At 31.3% G+C, this 18,558-nt stretch carries 14 protein-coding genes; 4 read left to right on the top strand and 10 right to left on the bottom strand.

Annotated features, from left to right (window positions below; all coding sequences use genetic code 11):
- Positions 1-2 precede the first annotated feature (2 nt).
- Positions 3-2,852, top strand: coding sequence for an aminomethyl-transferring glycine dehydrogenase (gene gcvP, locus HW119_RS03135; protein WP_177761209.1), 2,850 nt, complete (start codon positions 3-5; stop codon positions 2,850-2,852).
- A gap of 52 nt (positions 2,853-2,904) precedes the next feature.
- Here gcvP and HW119_RS03130 read toward each other — a convergent pair whose 3' ends face one another.
- Both HW119_RS03130 and HW119_RS03125 read right to left on the bottom strand, forming a co-directional pair.
- Positions 2,905-3,837, bottom strand: coding sequence for a hypothetical protein (locus HW119_RS03130; protein ID WP_177761208.1), 933 nt, complete (start codon positions 3,835-3,837; stop codon positions 2,905-2,907).
- Positions 3,838-3,845: 8 nt separating this feature from the next.
- Complete coding sequence (locus HW119_RS03125; RefSeq protein ID WP_177761207.1) at positions 3,846-4,799, bottom strand: hypothetical protein; 954 nt, start codon at positions 4,797-4,799, stop codon at positions 3,846-3,848.
- Between the two features lie 202 nt (positions 4,800-5,001).
- Between HW119_RS03125 and HW119_RS03120 the strand changes: the two genes are divergently transcribed.
- On the top strand, positions 5,002-5,556 hold the full coding sequence (locus tag HW119_RS03120) for a hypothetical protein (protein WP_177761206.1): 555 nt from the start codon (positions 5,002-5,004) through the stop codon (positions 5,554-5,556).
- Positions 5,557-5,773: 217 nt separating this feature from the next.
- A complete protein-coding gene (locus tag HW119_RS03115; RefSeq protein ID WP_177761206.1) occupies positions 5,774-6,328 on the top strand; it encodes a hypothetical protein in 555 nt (184 codons plus the stop codon).
- A 435-nt stretch (positions 6,329-6,763) separates the two neighbouring features.
- Here the strand turns inward: HW119_RS03115 and HW119_RS03110 are convergent, their stop codons facing one another.
- The 5 genes from HW119_RS03110 to HW119_RS03090 form a co-directional block, all read right to left on the bottom strand.
- On the bottom strand, positions 6,764-7,900 hold the full coding sequence (locus HW119_RS03110; RefSeq protein ID WP_177761205.1) for a hypothetical protein: 1,137 nt from the start codon (positions 7,898-7,900) through the stop codon (positions 6,764-6,766).
- 69 nt (positions 7,901-7,969) lie between these two features.
- Positions 7,970-9,988, bottom strand: coding sequence for a M3 family metallopeptidase (locus tag HW119_RS03105; protein WP_177761204.1), 2,019 nt, complete (start codon positions 9,986-9,988; stop codon positions 7,970-7,972).
- Between the two features lie 48 nt (positions 9,989-10,036).
- The gene (locus HW119_RS03100) at positions 10,037-10,531 is read right to left on the bottom strand and encodes a hypothetical protein (protein ID WP_177761203.1); all 495 of its coding nucleotides are present in this window, start codon (positions 10,529-10,531) and stop codon (positions 10,037-10,039) included.
- Between the two features lie 66 nt (positions 10,532-10,597).
- Positions 10,598-12,043 (bottom strand): SusD/RagB family nutrient-binding outer membrane lipoprotein, encoded by a 1,446-nt coding sequence (locus tag HW119_RS03095; protein WP_177761202.1) that lies wholly within the window; start codon positions 12,041-12,043, stop codon positions 10,598-10,600.
- Between the two features lie 12 nt (positions 12,044-12,055).
- On the bottom strand, positions 12,056-15,286 hold the full coding sequence (locus HW119_RS03090; RefSeq protein ID WP_177761201.1) for a SusC/RagA family TonB-linked outer membrane protein: 3,231 nt from the start codon (positions 15,284-15,286) through the stop codon (positions 12,056-12,058).
- A 209-nt stretch (positions 15,287-15,495) separates the two neighbouring features.
- On the opposite strand from HW119_RS03090, the gene HW119_RS03085 reads away from it, so the two are divergent.
- Positions 15,496-17,061 (top strand): calcineurin-like phosphoesterase C-terminal domain-containing protein, encoded by a 1,566-nt coding sequence (locus tag HW119_RS03085; RefSeq protein ID WP_255497972.1) that lies wholly within the window; start codon positions 15,496-15,498, stop codon positions 17,059-17,061.
- Positions 17,062-17,126: 65 nt separating this feature from the next.
- Here HW119_RS03085 and purE read toward each other — a convergent pair whose 3' ends face one another.
- From purE to HW119_RS03070, 3 genes are read right to left on the bottom strand one after another with little or no spacing between them, the layout of a single operon-like run.
- A complete protein-coding gene (gene purE / locus HW119_RS03080) occupies positions 17,127-17,609 on the bottom strand; it encodes a 5-(carboxyamino)imidazole ribonucleotide mutase (RefSeq protein WP_177761200.1) in 483 nt (160 codons plus the stop codon).
- Positions 17,610-17,627: 18 nt separating this feature from the next.
- Entirely contained in the window at positions 17,628-17,867 is a 240-nt protein-coding gene (locus tag HW119_RS03075) for a type II toxin-antitoxin system RelE/ParE family toxin (protein WP_177761199.1), read from the bottom strand.
- 39 nt (positions 17,868-17,906) lie between these two features.
- A complete protein-coding gene (locus HW119_RS03070; RefSeq protein WP_177761198.1) occupies positions 17,907-18,143 on the bottom strand; it encodes a hypothetical protein in 237 nt (78 codons plus the stop codon).
- Positions 18,144-18,558: the final 415 nt, after the last annotated feature.

The following is an 18,558-nucleotide window of genomic DNA, read 5'->3' as shown; positions in this document are numbered from 1 at the left end:
AGATGAAAACAAATGCATTTGCTTTAAGACACATCGGACCAAGACCGACCGATTTGCCACATATGTTTAATACCGTTGGTGTTAAAGACATGGACCAATTATTATTTGAGACTTTCCCAGATAAAATCCGTTTACAAAAAGATTTAGAATTAGATCCTGCAATGACAGAATATGAGTACATGAGCCATATTACTGAATTAGGAGCTAAAAACAAAGTATTCAGATCAATGATCGGTTTAGGTTACAACGAAGCGATTGTTCCTGCTGTTATTCAACGTAATATTTTTGAAAACCCAGGATGGTACACGGCTTACACGCCTTACCAAGCTGAAATCGCTCAAGGTCGTTTAGAAGCTTTATTAAATTTCCAAACTACAGTTATTGAATTAACTGGAATGGAAATCGCGAATGCATCTTTATTAGACGAAAGTACTGCTGCTGCTGAAGCAATGGCTCTTTTGTTTGATGTAAGAACTAGAGATCAAAAGAAAAATAACGCAAATAAATTCTTCGTTTCTGAAGAAGTTTTACCTCAAACCTTATCTGTTTTACAAACGCGTTCTACTCCAATCGGTGTTGAATTAGTTGTTGGAAATCACGAAACTTTTAACTTCTCAGAAGAATTCTTTGGAGTTATGTTACAATATCCAGGTAAATACGGACAAGTTCATGATTACGGAGATTTTATCAATACAGCAAAAACGAAAGATATTAAAGTTGCAGTTGCAGCAGATATTTTATCATTAGTTCGTTTAAAATCACCAGGAGAAATGGGCGCTGATGTTGTTGTAGGAACGACACAACGTTTTGGTATTCCATTAGGATTTGGTGGACCACACGCTGGTTTCTTCGCAACGAAAGAAGAGTACAAACGTTCAATGCCGGGTCGTATCATCGGAATTTCTCAAGACACAAACGGAAACCGTGCATTACGTATGGCTTTACAAACTCGTGAGCAACACATCAAACGTGAAAAAGCAACTTCAAACATTTGTACGGCTCAAGTTTTATTAGCTGTTATGGCAGGAATGTACGCCGTTTATCACGGACCAAAAGGTTTACGTTTTATTGCAAACAACGTTCATGCAACAGCTGTTACTATCGAAACTGAATTAGCTAAATTAGGATTCGAGCAAGCAAACGATGCATATTTCGATACGATTTTAGTCAAAGCTGAAGCTGCTAAAGTTAAAGAAATTGCTGAGAAAAACAGATACAACTTCTTCTATGCAGATGCAAATCACGTATCAATTACAGTAAACGAAACAACTTCTTTAAAAGATGTTAATCAAGTAGTTGCTATTTTTGCTGAAGTTGCAGGAAAATCTTTTGAAACAGTTACAGAATTATCTGGTTTAGCTTTAGTTCCTGTAAGTTTAGAAAGAACATCTACTTTCTTAGAACATGAGGTTTTCAATACGTATCAATCAGAATCTCAATTGATGCGTTATATCAAAAAATTAGAGCGTAAAGATTTAGCTTTAAATCATTCTATGATTTCTTTAGGATCTTGTACAATGAAATTAAATGCTGCTGCAGAAATGTTACCTTTAAGTTTACCAAACTGGGCAAACATGCACCCTTTTGCACCAGCTTCTCAGGCAGAAGGTTACTTAACGATGTTACATAAATTAGAACAACAGTTAAATGTAATCACTGGTTTTGCAGGTACAACTTTACAACCAAACTCAGGAGCTCAAGGAGAATACGCAGGATTAATGGTGATTCGCGCTTACCATGAATCTCGTGGAGAAGGTCACCGTAACATTGCTTTAATTCCATCATCTGCACACGGAACAAACCCTGCTTCTGCTGCAATGGCTGGTATGAAAGTAGTAGTTACAAAAACAACTGAAGAAGGTAATATCGATGTTGAAGATTTAAGAGCAAAAGCTGAATTACATAAAGATAATTTATCTTGTGTAATGATTACTTACCCATCAACTCACGGTGTTTACGAATCATCAATTATCGAAATCACAAACTTAATCCATGAAAATGGTGGTCAAGTTTATATGGATGGTGCAAACATGAACGCTCAAGTTGGATTAACAAATCCAGCAACAATTGGAGCTGACGTTTGTCACTTAAACTTACACAAAACATTTGCAATTCCTCACGGAGGTGGTGGACCAGGTGTTGGACCAATTTGTGTAGCTAAACATTTAGTTGAGTTTTTACCTACAAATCCAGTTGTAAAAGTTGGAGGAGATAACGCAATTACAGCTATTTCTGCTGCACCTTACGGATCGGCTTTAGTATGTTTAATTTCTTACGGTTACATTTCGATGTTAGGTGCTGAAGGTTTAAGAAAATCTACAGAAACTGCTATCTTAAATGCAAACTATATGAAAGCGCGTTTACAAGAAGGATACGAAGTATTATATTCTGGAGAACGCGGACGTGCAGCTCACGAAATGATCATCGATTGTCGTATGTTCAAAGCTAACGGAATTGAAGTTACTGACATTGCGAAGCGTTTAATGGACTACGGATTCCACGCTCCAACAGTTTCTTTCCCTGTTGCTGGAACTTTAATGATTGAACCAACTGAATCTGAAGATTTAGCTGAATTAGATCGTTTCTGTGATGCAATGCTTTCGATTCGTAAAGAAATCGAAGCTGCAACTGCAGAAGACACAAACAACGTGTTAAAAAATGCACCTCATACTTTAGCGATGTTAACTGCTGAAACTTGGGAACAACCTTATTCACGTCAACAAGCAGCTTATCCATTAGAATATGTTTCTGAAAACAAATTCTGGCCAACTGTTCGTAGAATTGATGATGCATTCGGAGATAGAAACTTAGTTTGTTCTTGTGCTCCAATCGAAGCATACATGGAAGCTTAATTAATTTCTTATTATAAAATGAAACGCTCAACTTAACAGTTGAGCGTTTTCTTTAATTTAAAAACTGAAGGTCAAATTCATTTTGTACTTTTTTAGGAAGCGATATTCTTCTATTTTCAACATCGAAATAAAAAAAATATTTCTTATTTGTTTTTTTATCTTTAATTTCTATAAAGCGCCAATCGTTAGTAATCAAATCAAAATCACCTTTTAATTTAAAATAAGGCATGCCTTCAAATTCAAAAATAGTATATTCATTTGAATATTTTAGGTACCAATCTTCCCAATACATACCTTGAGTTATTACTTCTGACGTAACGAAATCTTCTTTTAAAATATTTAAAATTTCGTTGTTATTTTTCCCACTCTTATCATAGCTTTTAGCTAATTCAAAATTATCATTATACACAAATATGCCATTATCCGTATAAAAAACATAATAACGTTTATAATCTTCCGAGCCTGCTTTATAAATTCTTTCATTAATAAAATTAGATGCTTTTATAGTTAAAATTATTTCGTTCAAATTTTTATATTTAAAAACATCGATAGTATTATCATCATTAATTCCAAAAAGCAATTCTTTTGTACTTTCTAATTTTAAATATTGTTTTGGAAGAACTATTTTCTCGTTCTCAGAATTTACAACTTTACTTTTATTATCTTCTATAATATGAAGTCGTAACGAACTTTCTCCCATTTTAGAAACCAAATCTCTTAAATAAAAGCTATCATCTTGTGTCTTTTTGTAAATCGATTTTTCTCCGTCAATTTTATTAAACAAAATCAATTCATCATTGGTTACAAAAGAAATAAAATCTCGAAAAAAGATTTTATTTTGCACGAATTCTGGTTTAATAAATTCGTCACCTGTTAGAATATTTACAACCCCAAATTTATTGTCAATTCCAAATACAGCATATTTTTTTTGTGCGTAAATAAAAGTAGATACAAACAACAAACAGAATAATAATGTTTTTTTCATAAAGTAAATTATAACATTTTTATATTTAGTAATTTTTGATATTTTTTAGGTAATAAAATTTTATTGTTATCAAAATCTATTATAAAAGAAACTTTCATTTTTGACGTTGTATCTATCAAAGAAATCCAATTTTCTATTTCTTTCTCATTTCTGTAACTATAGTATATTTTTAAGTTTGACAATACATAATCACCTTTTATTTTAAAAGATATATTTTTCTCTTTTAAAGTGATTATTGTAAAGTCATTATCATTTACAAATTCCCAAGATTTAATATCACGTTCTCTTCCATCTGTCATAAAGTTTTTGTCATGAACTTCAAAATCGCTAGAAATTAATTCGAATAATTTTTTTTGATTCGTTACAGCTTCTTTATATTCTTTAATTAAATCAAACGAATCGTCATATACCAACACATTTTCTTTTCCGTAAAGAATAATAATCTTTTGTATTTCTTTAGTTTTTTTATTTAAAAAATAATCATTGTATATATCTTCAGCTCTAATATTTTCCCATTTAGGTTTGTCGTAATTATCTTTAGAAAAAACATCATAAGATTCTTTATTTTTCGCTAATAAATTACCATAAATACTTTCAATACTTTGATAATTTTTGTCAAAATTGATTGTCTGATTCGATTTTTTTGTAGGTACAACTACTCCTTTTTTATCTTCTTTAAAATAAAAATATTTTTCATTAGATGAACTGTAAAATATATCATAATGTGATGTGAATTTTTTTTGTTCGCCTGTCATTTTATCAAAAAGATACAGTTCAGCTTTTTGTGTAACAGCAACATCGTCTTCGAAAACGGGTGCATAACTATCGAATGTAGGAATAACAAACTCTTCTAAAGTATTTGTATTTACAACACCAAATTTACCCTCAAATTCAAAAGCCTCGTACTTCTCTTGAGCAAAAGCATTTATAGAAACAAATAATAATAAAAGCAATTTTTTCATAAAAGTAATTCTGTATTTGGATTGATTATTAAAGCCGTAAAACTAAAGCTTTTCGCATTAAAACAAAAAAAACATTGTAGTTCAATTTCTACAATTGATAGACAATCCTTACTACAAAGCTAAGTTGAATTCCGTTGTTACTTTGTCATATCAAAATGAAACAAAAAAATATAACAAAATAACTTTTTAAAAAACTACAAAAATGGAAACTACAAGAAACATCTTCAAATCAGTATCAATTTTAGCAATCGCTTTAATGTTTGGATTCGGTGCAAATGCACAAAATGACAACAAAATAAAAACAAATAAATTATCAGTAAATGTTGGTGAATTTTACAGCTTAAACTTAAGCAACGACAATGCAACAATATTGTTAGATAGCGAAGCAAAATTTGCAAGCGGAAGTGAGTCAACTCCAATTACAATGACTATTTTTTCTTCAAGAAAATATGCAGTTACTGCAAAAGTTTCTTCAGCTCAATTTAACGGAACTGCTGATAACACTTCAGTAAGTACAAATAATATCGATTTGATTGTTGCTAAAACAAGCGGAAATGACGAAGCTGCAATTTCTAACAGAACCGACAACAGCCTGAAACATGCAGCAGCAGAAGAAATTGTCGCTTCTCCTAAAGCTACAAAAGCGGATGTTTATAGTTTGGTTTATGCAATTCCAGCTGCAAATACTTCGGCTTTCTTGGATCAATACGGAAAAACAATCACAACTGAAATTACATATACTTTATTACCTCTATAATATTAAAAAAATTATCATGTGTTTTTGGAAAAGGCTGGGTTCGATATCGGATTCAGCTTTTTTGGTTTTAATAAAATAATAAAAAAACATTGTAGTTCAATTTCTACAATTGATAGACAATCCTTACTACAAAGCTAAGTTGAATTCCGTTGTTACTTTGTCATATCAAAATGAAACAAAAAAATATAACAAAATAACTTTTTAAAAAACTACAAAAATGGAAACTACAAGAAACATCTTCAAATCAGTATCAATTTTAGCAATCGCTTTAATGTTTGGATTCGGTGCAAATGCACAAAATGACAACAAAATAAAAACAAATAAATTATCAGTAAATGTTGGTGAATTTTACAGCTTAAACTTAAGCAACGACAATGCAACAATATTGTTAGATAGCGAAGCAAAATTTGCAAGCGGAAGTGAGTCAACTCCAATTACAATGACTATTTTTTCTTCAAGAAAATATGCAGTTACTGCAAAAGTTTCTTCAGCTCAATTTAACGGAACTGCTGATAACACTTCAGTAAGTACAAATAATATCGATTTGATTGTTGCTAAAACAAGCGGAAATGACGAAGCTGCAATTTCTAACAGAACCGACAACAGCCTGAAACATGCAGCAGCAGAAGAAATTGTTGCTTCGCCTAAAGCTACAAAAGCGGATGTTTATAGTTTGGTTTATGCAATTCCAGCTGCAAATACATCGGCTTTCTTAGACCAATACGGAAAAACAATCACAACTGAAATTACATATACTTTACTTCCTTTATAATATTCTATAATTTTCATAAGTGTTTTTTTTAAAGCTGCATTCGATATCGAATGCAGTTTTTTAGTTTTAATAAAATATAAAGATTGTCTTAGTACTCCAATTGAAATTTTTATTGCTATTACAATCTCGTAACAAAACACCCCAAAAAGTATCAAAGCTTTTGAGGTGTTTTTTAAAAATAGTTATAAATTGATTTAGCTTTAAATTAAAAAAAGTATTGAATAAGACTTGTGTAATATAAAGTGAGATTTCAAATATTTATAATACATCAATCCGCTACAAATTGAAATGATTATCAAATAGATTCCCATAACTGCTGCCATTGTTGTTGCATCTTTATCGAAAGTTTCAAAATCGTTAAGCTCAGAAATAAGAGCGAAAAATAAAAACATCGATGAAAATGAAAACAACGTCGCTAATATAATTCCTAGTATTTTATTGCGAATTACATTTTGTACTAATGCTAATATAAGCAATCCAATCGCAACCGGATTCCAAAATTCCGAACTGTTTATCCAATAAAAAAGTATCAACGGAAGCATTAATACATCCGAAAACTTGACGATGATTTCTAAAGATTTTTTCATAATTCGTTTTGTTAGTTTTATTTTTAAACGATTCTGTTTTGCTTTTTATTATTTTTTCCGAAATCTTTTTTAGTTTGTTTTTTTCAATTTGAAATTCTATTGTACTAGTAATTGGGTCTTCATCTGAACCAAGTACAATGTATTTATTTTCTAGATTCTCAATTTTTAAAATCTCATTATTTATAGAAACTTGTATTCTTCCAAAATATTCAGTTGGCTTGTTTAATTTGTATAAAGTTGAATCGAAGGAATTTTTTTTATTTTTGAAATAGAATTCTTCTCTGTTTATGAATATTAATGAATAACCTGAATCTAAATTTTTTATGTTATAAATTGGTTCAATTTCTTCGTTTTCAATATTATGTTTGCCATTTTTAATTGAGATAGTTAGGTTTTTAGTTTCAATTACATTTAAATCTTTAATTAAATAATAGGAAGCATAATTGGTGAAAACTTCTGTACTTGCAGAAGAAATTCCATTAAAACATAAATTTTGTTTTATTTGATTTTCTGTAAATACACAAATACGTTGAGGTTTTAATTCAACTAAATAGGTAATTGCTTTTGCGATTTTATCGACATCAAATTGAGATTGATTAATTACTAATGTACTCCCCTTATTATTGTTTATGAAATCCATTGGATAATACCAATTCTCAGATCTCGTTTTTGAATTCCAAAATAATCTAAAATTACAAGGTAAAATGTTTTTGAAATCAGTATAAGTTCCTACAATATAATTATTTGATTTATTAACAATATAATCGTAATCCATTCGAATATACACTTTTTCAGATGCAAAATTTCGTAAAATATAATTATTAAGATATTCAGCATAATTTGAATACAAATTAACTAGTTCTTCATTTTCATTATCTAATTTTAAAGTAATGTGAATATTGCTTTTTTCAATTGCAAAGAATTGGTCTTCATGAGACCATGCGAATTGAAATGTTAATAGAAATAGTAAAGTGAATTTTTTCATTATGTTAATTTGGTTTTTTAAATATATAAAAAAACGAGCTAATTTTTTAGGTTAACTCGTTTTCTGTTTTTATATCAATCCCGCACGTTTTAAAAGTGCTTCAGGTTTTGGTTCTTGTCCTCTGAATTTTTTGTATAATTCCATTGGAGGTTGTGTGCCACCTTGAGAAAGTACGTTGTCTTTAAACTTAGTTGCAATTTCTCTGTTGAAAATGCCATTTTGTTTAAAATAATCAAACGCATCGGCATCTAAAACTTCGGCCCATTTGTAGCTGTAATATCCCGATGAATATCCGCCCGCAAAAATGTGTGAGAAAGCTGTGCTCATTGCATTTTCTTTAACATCTGGATATAACTTGGTACTTTCGAATTGTTCGTTTTCAAATGCTTTTAAGCTCGTGATGTTTTTAGGGTTTTGAGCATGCCAGCCCATATCTAACAATCCAAAACTCAATTGACGAACGGTTGCCATTCCTTCTAAGAAACTCGCACTTTCTTTGATTTTTTCAATCAATTCCATCGGAATGGTTTCACCTGTTTCGTAATGTTTTGCAAACAATTCTAAAGCTTCTTTTTCATAACACCAATTTTCCATTACTTGCGATGGTAATTCTACAAAATCCCAATATACAGAAGTTCCGGATAAGCTTGGATAAACGGTGTTTGCCAACATGCCGTGTAACGCATGACCAAATTCATGGAACAACGTAGTAACTTCGTTAAAAGTTAATAACGATGGTTTGGTTGGTGTTGGTTTCGTGAAATTACAAACAATAGAAACATGCGGACGTTCGTTGATTCTGTCTTTGATAAATTGCGGTTTAAACGAAGTCATCCAAGCGCCGTTTCTTTTTCCTTTACGTGGGAAGAAATCGGCATAGAACAAAGCAACTAAATTGTTGTTCTCGTCTTTTACTTCGTAAGTTTCTACATCTTCGTGATATACATCAATGTTAGAAACTTTTTCAAAACGTATTCCGAATAATTTATTTGCAACTTCAAAAGCTCCGTTTAAAACATTTTCTAATTTGAAATAAGGTTTTAGTATTTCATCATCTAAATTGAATTTTTCTTGTTTCAATTTTTCAGAATAATAAGCGCCATCCCATTTTTCTAATTGCTCAATGTTATCTAAGTTTTTAGCAAAAGCAGTTAATTCTTCAAATTCATTAGTTGCAGCAGGTTTTGCTTTGACTAATAAATCGTTTAAGAAATCTAAAACTTTTGTAGGATTTTGAGCCATGCGTTCTTCCAAAACAAAATCGGCATGTGTTTTATATCCTAATAAATTTGCACGTTGCTGACGTAAATTTACGATGCGTAAAACGTTTGCTTCGTTATTGAACTCATTATCTTGAAACGCTTTTTTTCCTGCTGCAATCGAAATTTCTTTACGTAATTCACGATTTTTAGCATAAGTTACAAATGGTAAATAACTCGGGAAATCTAAAGTGAAAATCCAACCTTCTTTATTTTCAGATTCTGCCAATTGTTTTGCCATGATTTTAGTGTCTTCCGGCAAACCATCTAAATCATTTTCGTTGGTGATATGTAATTGGTATGCGTTTGTTTCTGCTAAAACATTTTCACCGAATTTTAATGATAACAACGCTAATTCGGCATCAATAGTTCGAAGCTGCTCTTTTTCAGATTCTGATAAAAGCGCACCGTTTCTTACAAAACCTTTGTACGATTTTTCTAACAACATCAATTGTTCTGCTGTTAAATTAAATGTTTCTTTTTTATCATAAACGGATTTTACACGTTTAAATAAATCTGGATTTAACGTGATATCATTTCCAAATTCAGATAATTTCGGAGCAACTACTTGCGCAATTTTTTGTAATTCTTCGTTAGTTTCTGCCGAATTTAAGTTGAAGAAAATGTTCGAAATTCTATCTAGTTGCATTCCAGAAAATGCCATTGCTTCTAATGTATTTTCAAAAGTTGCTTCTTCTGAATTGTTGATGATATCTTGAACTTCTTGTTTTGCATCTTTAATCGCTTGTTCAAAAGCGGGCTCAAAATCTTCATTTTTGATTTGAGAAAAAGGTGCCGTATCGAATTTTTGTAATAAAATATTTTCCATATAAATAAAAAAAGCTGTCGGTTTTATTTGACAGCTTAAAATTACGAATTATTCCGTTAACGAATTGTGAAATGGTATTTTTTGCGATTTACAAATTTCAGCAATTACTTTATTTAAATTTTTTGGATTTTGTGTTCCAATCATGACTTTTTTACCATTTTTTAAAAACAATTTTAATCCAATATTTCCCTTGATGTTGTAAGCCTTATCATCTCCAAGTCCGCGAATTCCCCAACCACCATATTCAACCAAAGGTTGGTATTTCTTTAATTCAATTTTCTGAATATCATCCCATAAAAAGGATTTTGGTTTTCTGATAAAAGGAAAAAACTGAATATCAATGCTTTTTTGGTTTATGGATGTTTTTAAATTCATTACAAGAAATAAAATAATAATTAATAGGGTCGGAACCAAACAAATTAGTAACGAAACAAGATTTACTTCTGATGAATTAACTATTGGTAAAATAGAAATTGGTGTGGTAATTAATATAATTGCCCATAACCAAATTTGTTTAAAATATTGTTTTTCTGTAAAAAGCATGATTTGTTGTTTTCTCAAAGATAAAAAAAATAAGCCAACTAAAAAGTTGACTTATTCTGAAATTTATTAATTAATGTCCCACCAAATTTTGATGTTCATATCGTCACCGCCCATATTTTCAACCGCTTTGATGTATTCATTTCGGTTTTGTTGTTTGATGTTTGGTGGATACGGATAACGCGAAGGCATGATTCCGTTGTTATGTATGTTTTCGACCAATGGCATTGATGGATAACCAGTTCGTCTGAAATTATTCCATTGTTGATTGTCAGTAAAATGCAGTGCAAAATATTTGTGAAGAATTATTTGCTCTAATGTATTATTGAATTTATTCTTAGGATTTTCGAAATACGTTGTTGGTACTTTTACTCCCCAAGTTTCAATAGCAGCAATAATTCCTTTTTCGTAAGCAGATTGTGCATCACCAGCGATTAAACCTTTCTGAATTAATTCGGCTTTAATGAACTCTATTTCTGCATAGGTCATAATAAAGTTTTTCATTGGTGTTTTTGCTTGCGCATCATTTGGCTCAGATGGTGCATAATCGATTAAAGATTCGTTTCCAAAAAAGCCACTCGGAATTCCTTTATAACCAATTTCAACATTGTCTTTTTTTGCTTTGGTAGCCCAAAGTGGTAAACGTGGGTCGTCCATTGCAACTAAATTGTCAATAAAGAAAGTTGATAGTTTTCTTGCTCCACCTCTAAAATCTTGTATACGAGGCCATGGTGTTATGTTTGGAGTAATTCCGGTGTTTATTAAAATGGCATTGTCAGCATTGCTTTCAAATATTGGATAGGTTGCTGCATCAGTTAACATGGTATTGATTTTCTGAAATGAAATTGCAGGTTGTGCATCCGAAACTTGTAATAACAATCTTAAATGAATTGAATTGGTCAGTTTTCTCCATTTAGTAAAATCGTTTGCGTATAATAAATCGGCAGTGTAATTACTTTTTTTATTCGAATCGTAAATGGCATTTGCTTCTTCAAGATATTCAAAAATAGTTTTATAAATTTCTCGTTGGTCGTCGAATTTCGGATTGGTAATTCCTAATTCACCTTTTGAAGCTTCAGAAAATGGAATGTCTCCAAAACAGTCAACCAAGTTTGCATAGCACCAAGCTTTTAAAGTTAAAGCAACAGCTTTGTAGTTTGGGTCGGCAGCTTGTTCTGAGGCAACTAACATTTCTTCAATATTTTTTAACCAACGGTAATGATTGTTCCACATCGTTGTTCCGATATTTTCAGTTACGTGATAACGGTCATATCTTTCTTCAACATCAGAAGGAAAAGGAACAATAGTTTGCATTAAAAATGCATTTCTGTAAAAATATGCCGAATAAGAATTATGATTCGTAACTCCGTATAAAATTGGATTTAATAAAGTACTCGGGCTAATTGCATCTAAACGATTTGGGTCTGTATTTATTTCTTCAAAATTATCTGTACAACTGCTTAAAGTTAACGAAGCAATTACGATGGCTAATATTGAATTTTTGATTTTTTTCATTGGATTATATTTTTATAAACTAACTTTTAAATTGAAACCATAAGTTGCAGGCGATGGCATTTGTCCCATTTCAACTCCAGGAACCATGTTTGCACCATTTAATGCTGCTGTTTCTGGGTCATAGATTGGGAAGTCAGACCATGTGTAAAGATTTCTTCCGTAAATACTTAATGACAAGCCTTTTAGTTTTGTTTTTTCTAAGAATGATTTAGGGAAAGTATATGTAAAACTAATTTCTCTTAATTTTACATAAGTTGCATCAAAACTATTTGCTTCAACGTTTGCACGACGATAATATTCAGAATAATATCCTGGAACATCCACTTTTGTTGTATTTGGACTGAAGCTACCATCTGCATTTTGGATTACTCCATCTCCAATGATAAATCCTTCTTCACGTCCAGGCAACGAACCATTAAGTTTTCCGTGTTCCATCATTTTATGATACGATTGCGAATATAAAGTTCCTCCGAAAGAACCGTCAATAGTAACTCCTAATGTAAAGTTTTTATATTTGAAGTTGTTTGTCCAACCACCTTTCCAGTCAGCGTAAGCATTTCCGATTTTTTGAACTTCGTCAGGTCTTACTGGTAAGCCTGTAGTTTCGTTATAAATGATTTTTCCTTCGTCATTTCTAACAAAACCATAACCATACATATCACCTGTAGAACCACCAACTTTTCCAATGATACTTACCGTACCAGAAGATGATAATGTTTGTTCGTCTCCACCTTCAACACCTGCAGCTAATTCTAAAATTTCGTTGTGATTTTTAGAATAAGTGAATGTTGTTTTCCATTCAAAGTCTGGAGATTTTAATGGAGTAGCATGTAAAGTAACTTCAATTCCACGGTTTAAAACTTTACCAGCATTAATATATTTACTTGTATATCCGGTTGCATAATCTACAGGTACACGAATGATTTGATTTTCTGAAACGGTATTATAGTAAGAAAAATCAAAACCAATGCGGTCATGTAAAAAACGCATATCTGCACCAACTTCAAAAGATGTTGTTAATTCTGGTTTTAAATCTGAATTAAATAAGTTTGTATCTACAACTGCCGATGCGGCGAAATCACTATTATTATAATATTTACTTACTAAATACGGATTTGAATCATTACCTACTTGTGCCCAAGAACCACGAATTTTTGCAAAGTCAATAAATAATGGCATGTTTATGATGTCACTCATTATCACACTTAAGTTGGCCGATGGATAGAAATACGAATTGTTTTTTGCAGGTAGAGTAGAAGACCAATCGTTTCGAGCTGTTAAATCTAAGAAAATTTGGTTTTTATATGAAAATGAACCTAATGCATACATACTGTTTACCTTTTGATAAGCATCGTCAGTATTTGTAATTACAGTGTTTAAGGCATTAGCAAATTTGTAAATTCCAGGAACAACTAAACCATTAGCTTTTGAAGTCATCTGTTGGAATTTATTAACCATGTTGTTTCCTCCAACTGATAAGCTATAATTGAAAATTTCAGATTCGTTTCCTTTATATGTAAGTAAGAAATCAGTGTTAATTTCTTCGCTATGAATCATACTTTTTGAATAGTATCCTTGAGCGAATTTATTTAAATCGTACGGACGTTTTTGTTCACGAGTTTCTTGTGATGTATTGATTCCCGAACGAACCATTAATTTTAAGTTTTTAGTAAAATCAATATCTAAACTTAAATTACCCGTTAATGTATTGTTGTTCATGCTGTTTAGTACCTCGTAAGCTAACACATACGGATTCTCTAAATACGAACTAAATGGACTAATTTGTTCTGTTTTACTATTGTCTTTCCATAACTGATATTTATACCAATCTAAATTCGTATTTGGATTCGTAAGAATCATAAAATAAGCAATCGAATGGTTGTTGTAACCGGTTAAAGGTAAGTTGTCACTTCCGCGATTTGAAAAGTTGATAGTTGAATTAAGCTTAATGTTTTTAGAGATTTGATAATTTCCTTTAGTAGAAATTACAGTTCTGTCAAATCCAGTATTAGGCATAATCCACTCGTTTTTTGTATGTGTTAACGATGCACGCATTGAACCTTTATCATCACCACCTTCAAAAGAAAGGCTGTTTGTTACCGTATTTCCGGTTTTCCAGAAACCTTTACGAGCGTTGTCATAGTTTTGCCAAAGTGTTCTTTCAGCGCCTTGACCTTGTGTAACTGGGTCGTATTGGAAATAATATTGACCATCAAATTTAGGTCCAAATCCTAAATTACTTTGTGTTCCAGGTCCATCTTCACTTGCACCAAATGAATAGTATAAATCACCATCAGCATTGAATGCTTTTCCTGTTCCTGAACCATATTGAGTTTGCCAATCTGGCCAGCGTTGAATAACATCAACTGAAACGTTTGAGCTATATGTAATTCCTAATCCTTTTGCTTTTTTACCAGATTTAGTAGTAATCATAATTGCTCCGTTTGCTGCACGAGAACCATATAATGCAGTTGCTCCAGCACCTTTAAGTACAGTTACCGATTCGATATCTTCTGGATTGATGTCTGACATTCCATTTCCGAAATCGACTGGTGAATCTGAAGATAGATAACCGTTTGATTCTCCCGAAGAAACCATTCCAGAATTAATTGGAATACCATCAACTACAATTAAAGCGCCGTTTGCGTTTGCGTCAATCGAACGATTTCCACGTAAAACAACTTGGGTTGAACTCATAGGTCCTGAACTAGCAGAAGTAAAAGTCATACCAGCAACTTTACCTTTCATATTATCAACCCAATTGTTTGATCTTGCATCGGTAAAATCATCAGCACCTAATTTTTGTTGTGCATAACCTAATTGTTTTTCTTCTCGTTTTATACCTAAAGCTGTAATTACCATTTCTTCCATTTGATCATTTAAATCAGGAAGCATGGTTATAACAATGTTTTTTTGACCTGTGTAAAACATTTCATATTCTACATATCCCAAATAATTAACTACAAGCGTAACATCGTTTTCTAAACTTTCTAGAGAGAAAACTCCCAGCGCATTTGTTTCTGAACCAATGTTTGTTCCTTTTATATGAACAGAAGCTCCTTCTAATGGTTTTCCGTTTTCATTTAAAATAACACCTGTGATTAGAATCTTTTCTGAATTAACATTCGAAGCAAAATGATATTTTGTTTCATTTGCATAGGTAATTGTTGAATTACAAAATACGAGCGACGCTAAAGAAAAAATTCGGATCAGCGTTTTTAAATCGCAGTAATTTTTTTTCATTGTTAGTTGTTTGATTTTTATTGGGACAAATTTCAATCAACAAAATTGTTTTAAAGGTGTAAATAGGATTATCAAAATTGTAATAAAAGGTTATCGGAATATTAGAAAAACAAGTAGTTTTCCTGATTTTATTAAAGTTTTAGTAATCTAACTTTTTTTTCGAAAAGAATATTATTTAGGAGTTTTGTTAGAACTAAAAATCAATAAAAATGAATATTAAAAGAATTGTTTTAGCGACATTCCTTTTGTCTTTTTCAGTTTTGAATGCCCAAGAAAAAGCTAAAGGTTTTGTTTTTAATGACAACAATAAAAATGGTAAAAAAGATTCAAAAGAAATCGGTATTCCAAATGTATTAGTAAGTAATGGTGTGGATGTTGCGGCGACGGATGCTAAAGGTAAATATGAAATAATGCTTACCGATGGACAAACTTTATTTGTTATTAAGCCAAATGCATATCAGTTTTTGCTAGACGAATATAATTTGCCTAAATTCTATTATAATTATCGTCCTTCTGGTTCACCAAAATCAAAATACAAAGCTATTGAACCAACAGGAAAGTTGCCTAAAGAAATCAATTTTGCTTTAATTCCTCAAACAGAATCAGACCAATTCACAGCTTATGCATTTGGTGATCCACAAGCTTATACTTTAGAAGAAATTCAATTTTTTAAAGATGGAATTGTAAACGAAATCGATAGTAATAAAGCTGTTTTTGGAATCAGTTTAGGTGATTTGGTTGGTGATGATTTAGATTTGCATTTACCATATAAAAATGTAATAAAAGAAATTGGTTTGCCATGGTATAATGTAATCGGAAATCATGATATGAATTATGATGCTAAAATCGACGAACATTCTGATGAATCATTTGAACAGAATTTTGGACCTGCTAATTATTCATACAATTACGGAAAAGTGCATTTTATTATTTTAGATAATATTTTGTATCCAGATCCGCGTGACGGAAAAAGTTATTGGGGTGGTTTAAGAGAAGACCAGTTGAAATTTATTGAAAATGATTTGAAACATGTCCCAAAAGATCATTTGATTGTACTGTCACATCATATTCCGTTAGAAGATAATAATGGAGAATGGTTTCGTGTAGAAGACAGAGATAGATTATTTGATTTATTAAAAGATTTTCCAAATACCTTGTCACTTTCTGCTCATACGCATATTCAACAACAAATTTTTTACGGAAAAGATAAAGGATTTAATCGTTCAACTCCGCATCATGAATACAATGTAGGAACAACTTCTGGAGATTGGTATTCAGGTGAGAAAAATGCGCAAGGAGTTCCGGCTTCGACGATGCGTGACGGAACGCCAAAAGGTTATGCTTTTATTCATTTTGATGGAAATACTTATAAAGTAGATTATAAAGTTGCTGGTAAACCAGAAGCTTATCAGATTAATGTTTTTGCGCCAAAGGCTGTTAAAAAAGCTAAGAAAAGTCGTCATGAAGTTTTTGCAAATGTGTTTATGGGAACGCCAACCGATGAGGTTTTATTCAGTGTAAATAACGGAGAATGGAAAAAAATGAAATACACAAATGATGATGACCCTGCGTACGAAAGTACTTTCTATAAATGGGATGTTTCAGAAAAAGCCATGGAAGGTCGTCGTCCGTCGAAATCGATGAAGTCAACACATTTATGGTCTGCTAAAATCCCTACAGATTTGCCTGTGGGTGAATATAAAGTAAAAATCAAAGCGACAGATATGTACGGAAAAGTACATTTCGGAGAAACAATATATAAAATTACTGAATAAGAATTTTTATTCAAGTGTGTGTGTGAAAAAACCAACCTTTCGGGGTTGGTTTTTCTTGTTGTATCTTATTTGTTTAAACCTTCAGCAGCTTTTAAAACCGCTTCTTTTAAACCTAATTTGTATTGAATCATTTTTTCTAATAAATCTGCATTTTGACTAGCAAGAATTTGTACTGCTAATAATCCTGCATTTTTTGCTCCGTTTAAAGCTACCGTTGCAACCGGAACGCCACCTGGCATTTGTAAGATAGATAAAACCGAATCCCAACCGTCAATAGAGTTTGATGATTTTACAGGAACTCCAATTACCGGAAGCGGACTCATAGAAGCTACCATTCCTGGTAAATGTGCAGCTCCACCGGCACCCGCGATAATTACGTTGATTCCGTTTTTGTGTGCGTTGTTAGAAAAATCTACTAATTTCTCTGGAGTTCTGTGCGCTGAAACAATATCAACATGTGTTTCAATTCCGAATTCTTTTAATACGTCGATGGCTTGTTGCATAACCGGCATGTCCGAAATACTTCCCATTACTACTGCTACTTTCATTTATTGTTGTGTTGTTGTTTATTTATGCATTTTTGATTCGTCTCTTCTTGAATCCCAAATTAAGTGAATAATTATTTCTGTTAAGTTGAATTCGTACATGATTAAATAATCTTTAACTGGAGTAACTCGGATATTTGAATCGTTTGTTTTTCTACCAATTTCAGGATATACAGATATTAATTTAATCCGTTCAGAAAATAAATCATTTAGTTTTTTGTTGTATTTTTTTTGATAATGTTCGATGAAATCAATATTCAAGAATTTGTTTTCGATTAGAAATTGCAGATTTTGTCCAAATTATTTTTCGCTTAACCATTGGTTAATATCATTAGTTGCTTCATCGTCATTTAAACAATCTCCGATTTTATATTCTTTTCGAGATTCTTCAATAGCGTTTAATTGTTCAGATGATAAATTATAAACATCCTTACTTAATTCAAAATCTAAAAGACGCTTAATTTCTTCTATGATTCTAACTTCTTTAAGTTCGGCTATTTTACTAATAATTTCTAATTTTAAATCTGCAGTTTTCATAATTTGAATATTTTGATTTTCACCAAGCTTTTGTTTGGTTGAAGATTTATTATAGAATACTTATTGTCTTTCTAATTATAAATTATTGTAGATTAAATAAGTGAATTTTTCTTGGTAACAAATCTGTAATAAAATAACAATTAATAAAGCAATGCTAAAAGAAATATAATTCTGATGTTTTTGATTTCTACAAATTTTTTTCAATAAAAGCTTTATTATAAAACCAATAAAAAAAGTAAATATAAATCCATTGACTATTTGCATTAATACATCAAAAAAAGAAAACATTTTTCCGATTCCATCTTGACCTTCAGCTTTCATTATGCTAGGAAAAAAAAGAATTAAAAATACCCAAATAGATTTTCTAAATTTTTTCATTAATGATTTATAGATAATTTCTTAAGCTTGCAGCCAA

It is taken from the genome of Flavobacterium sp. I3-2 (assembly GCF_013389595.1).
Taxonomy (GTDB): domain Bacteria; phylum Bacteroidota; class Bacteroidia; order Flavobacteriales; family Flavobacteriaceae; genus Flavobacterium.
Note: the sequence above shows the minus strand (reverse complement) of the source record. Positions and strands in the feature narration are given on the sequence as shown.